Raw genomic sequence first — 3,240 nt, 5'->3', positions numbered from 1 at the left:
CGGGGCCGCTGCGCCCGCCCGTGCCGCCCCCTGGGCGGCCCAGCCGCCCGCAGCGTTGCGCTTGCTGCGGCCGCCCGGCGTGGCGCTGGCGGCCGTCCCCGGCTCGCGGCGGTGCGCTCGCCGGCCGACACCCGGCGGTGCGCTCGCAGCGGTCGGCGGAGTGGCGCTTTCCAGCCGCCCACGACGTCTTGCTTCCCGAGCCGACGACTCGGCGTCCGCGCCCCAAGTGCCGGCTGCGGTGACCCCGGCAACCGGTGCACGGGTGGGTGGGCGGGATCGGAACCCGCGCCGAAGGCGCGGGGCCGGCGCGGACCGCGACCGCACCCGAGCCCCCGCGCGGACCGCGACCTTCCTCCGCGCCGAGCGCCGCCCTTGCCCCCCGCGCGGGGCGCGGGCCTGATCCGCGCGGAGCGTGAGGGGGCGGTGGGAGGGGGGTAACGGAGATGTAACCTCGCGGATCTCGGAGCGTCCCGGGAAGGGCGTTGCATGCGCAGGGATGTTCGGGGGAATATCCCTGCTAGCGGGACCCCTCACGCCGCACCGGGCGCGAGGACGCCCCGCCCGGGAGGCCCCTTGCACAAGGACGACGGCCGTGCGGCGAACGCCACGCGCACGGGCGACGCGAGAGGGCCGGAGCCCGGCCCGCGTGCGCACAAGGGCCCGGCCCCGGCCGAGAGAGCCCGTGACCGGACGTACCGGCTCTCGACCCCGCCAGCCCAGCGGCAGCGACCGCGCATCCTCGTCCCGAGGGGGTTCGTCCATCCGTGGTGAACAGCAAGAAGCGCCCGAACGACCGGCGCACCTATGTCCTCGACACGAGCGTCCTCCTGGCCGACCCCAGGTCCATGTCCCGCTTCGACGAGCACGAAGTCGTGCTCCCCGTCGTCGTGGTGACGGAGCTGGAGGCCAAGCGGCACCATCCGGAGCTGGGTTACTTCGCGAGGCAGGCGCTGCGCCTGCTGGACGAGTACCGCGTGCAGTACGGCCGGCTGGACGCCCCCATCCCGATCGGGAACCTGGGCGGCACGCTGCGCGTGGAGCTCAACCACACCGACCCCTCCGTACTCCCGGCCGGCTTCCGGCTCGGCGACAACGACAGCCGGATCCTCGCGGTGGCCAGGAACCTGCAGGCCGAGGGCTTCGACGTCACGGTCGTCAGCAAGGACCTGCCGCTGCGGATCAAGGCGTCGAGCGTTGGCCTCACCGCGGAGGAGTACCGCGCCGAGCTCGCCATCACCGACTCCGGCTGGACCGGTATGGCGGAGCTGACGATCGGCGGTGAGGCGGTCGACGACCTCTTCGCGAACGAGGTCATCGACCTGCCGGAGACCGACGGCCTCCCCGTGCACACCGGGCTCGTGCTGCTCTCCGAGCGCGGCAAGGCCCTCGGCCGGGTCGCCCCCGACGGCAGGGTCAGGCTCGTACGAGGAGACCGCGACGCCTTCGGCATCCACGGCCGCAGCGCCGAACAGCGCATCGCGCTGGACCTGCTGCTGGACCAGGAGGTCGGCATCGTCTCGATGGGCGGCCGGGCCGGTACGGGCAAGTCCGCGCTCGCGCTGTGCGCGGGACTGGAGTCCGTACTGGAGCGGCGCCAGCACCAGAAGGTGATGGTGTTCCGTCCGCTGTACGCCGTGGGCGGCCAGGAACTCGGCTATCTGCCGGGCAGCGAGGCCGAGAAGATGAGCCCGTGGGCGCAGGCCGTCTTCGACACGCTCTCGGCGGTGACCAGCCGCGAGGTGATCGAGGAGGTCGTCGCGCGGGGCATGCTCGAGGTGCTCCCGCTCACGCACATCCGCGGTCGCTCGCTGCACGACGCGTTCGTCATCGTGGACGAGGCGCAGTCCCTGGAACGGAACGTACTGCTGACCGTTCTGTCCCGTATCGGGACGAATTCCCGGGTCGTCCTGACGCATGACGTGGCACAGCGGGACAATCTACGCGTAGGGCGCTACGACGGAGTGGTCGCCGTCGTGGAGAAGTTGAAGGGGCACCCCCTCTTCGCGCATGTCACGCTCACGCGTTCGGAGCGCTCGCCGATCGCCGCACTGGTGACCGAAATGCTCGAGGACGGACGGGTTTAACCCAACGTCACCGCAACAGGGCGCAGCAGCTTAGCTGTTGCGCCCTGTGGTGCGCAGGAGGTTCCGCGAATCATATGGTGTAAACACTGTGTGAGCTTTCCCACTCAACCGGGAATTGCCGTACCGCGTCCCTTTCGGGCAGAGTCTGGGGTCTGTCAGGCCCCGCGTACGGCACGGCAAGCGAGCAGCAGCACCGCGAGCACCGCCACACAACAGAACAGAGTGCGCCGTACGCCGCCCGAGCACCACGCGGACCTTCCGAACCGGGAGGCCCCACCGGGCCCGCGCCACCCGTGACCAGCCGGCCCTCCCAAGGGGACGGCCCAGGGCGGCCAGTGCCAGGGGCACGATTGCGTCCGCGAGGTCACCTAAGCGGGCGACGCTGGAAGGATTCTGTGTGAGCCGGATCTCGGTCCGGGGTTTCGCTGTGGCATCGGCTACCGCGGTCACCTCTGTCGGCGCTGTCGTCGGAGTGGCTTCGGGAGCGGACACGGCATCGGACACGGGCGACCGTTACGAGGCCACTGCCGCAGACCAGACCCTGCTCGCCGACATACCCGCGCAGCAGGACGTGCGGTCGCAGTACGCCTCGCTCACCGAGCAGGCCGACGCCGCCGCCGACACCGCGCAGGCGGACGCGCGTACGGCGCTGCAGGAAGCCGCGCGCAAGCAGGCCGCATCCGACGCGCAGGACAAGAAGGAAGCCGCGGAGAAGGCCGCCGCCGAGCGGGAGGCCGCGGAGCAGGCGGCAAGCCGCGACGGCAGCTCGTTCACCGTGCAGTCGAGTTACAGCATCTCCGAGGTGCAGGCCATCGCTCGGCAGATGGTCCCCGCGGACCAGTTCCAGTGCTTCAGCAACATCGTGGATCACGAGTCCGGCTGGAACTACACGGCCTCCAACCCGTCGTCTGGTGCGTATGGCCTGATGCAGGCCCTGCCGGGGTCGAAGATGGAGTCCGCCGGGTCCGACTGGCAGACGAACCCCGCGACGCAGATCGAGTGGGGGCTCAACTACATGAACAGCCGTTACGGGAGTCCGTGCGGCGCGTGGAACTTCTGGCAGGCCAACAACTGGTACTGAGCGCTGCCCAGCGCGCGGGCGCGCGAGATCGCCGTGACCGAGCAGTTCGGGGACCCCTCGGCGGCGTCCGGCTAC

At 71.1% G+C, this 3,240-nt stretch carries 2 protein-coding genes; both read left to right on the top strand.

Translation table 11 applies throughout. The annotated features are described in order from the left end of the window. The first annotated feature begins 764 nt into the window (after positions 1-764). Positions 765-2,084 carry a PhoH family protein gene (locus AB0M28_RS40175; protein ID WP_365415750.1) on the top strand — a complete coding sequence of 440 codons (1,320 nt, stop codon included), beginning with the start codon at positions 765-767 and terminating at the stop codon, positions 2,082-2,084. A 397-nt stretch (positions 2,085-2,481) separates the two neighbouring features. Beyond that, positions 2,482-3,165 carry a transglycosylase SLT domain-containing protein gene (locus AB0M28_RS40170; RefSeq protein ID WP_365415748.1) on the top strand — a complete coding sequence of 228 codons (684 nt, stop codon included), beginning with the start codon at positions 2,482-2,484 and terminating at the stop codon, positions 3,163-3,165. Positions 3,166-3,240 lie beyond the last annotated feature (75 nt).

The sequence above is a fragment of the Streptomyces sp. NPDC051940 genome (assembly GCF_040680895.1).
Classification (GTDB): Bacteria; Actinomycetota; Actinomycetes; order Streptomycetales; family Streptomycetaceae; genus Streptomyces.
The sequence above is the reverse complement of the archived record's forward strand: the minus strand, read 5'-3'. Positions and strand labels throughout refer to the sequence as shown.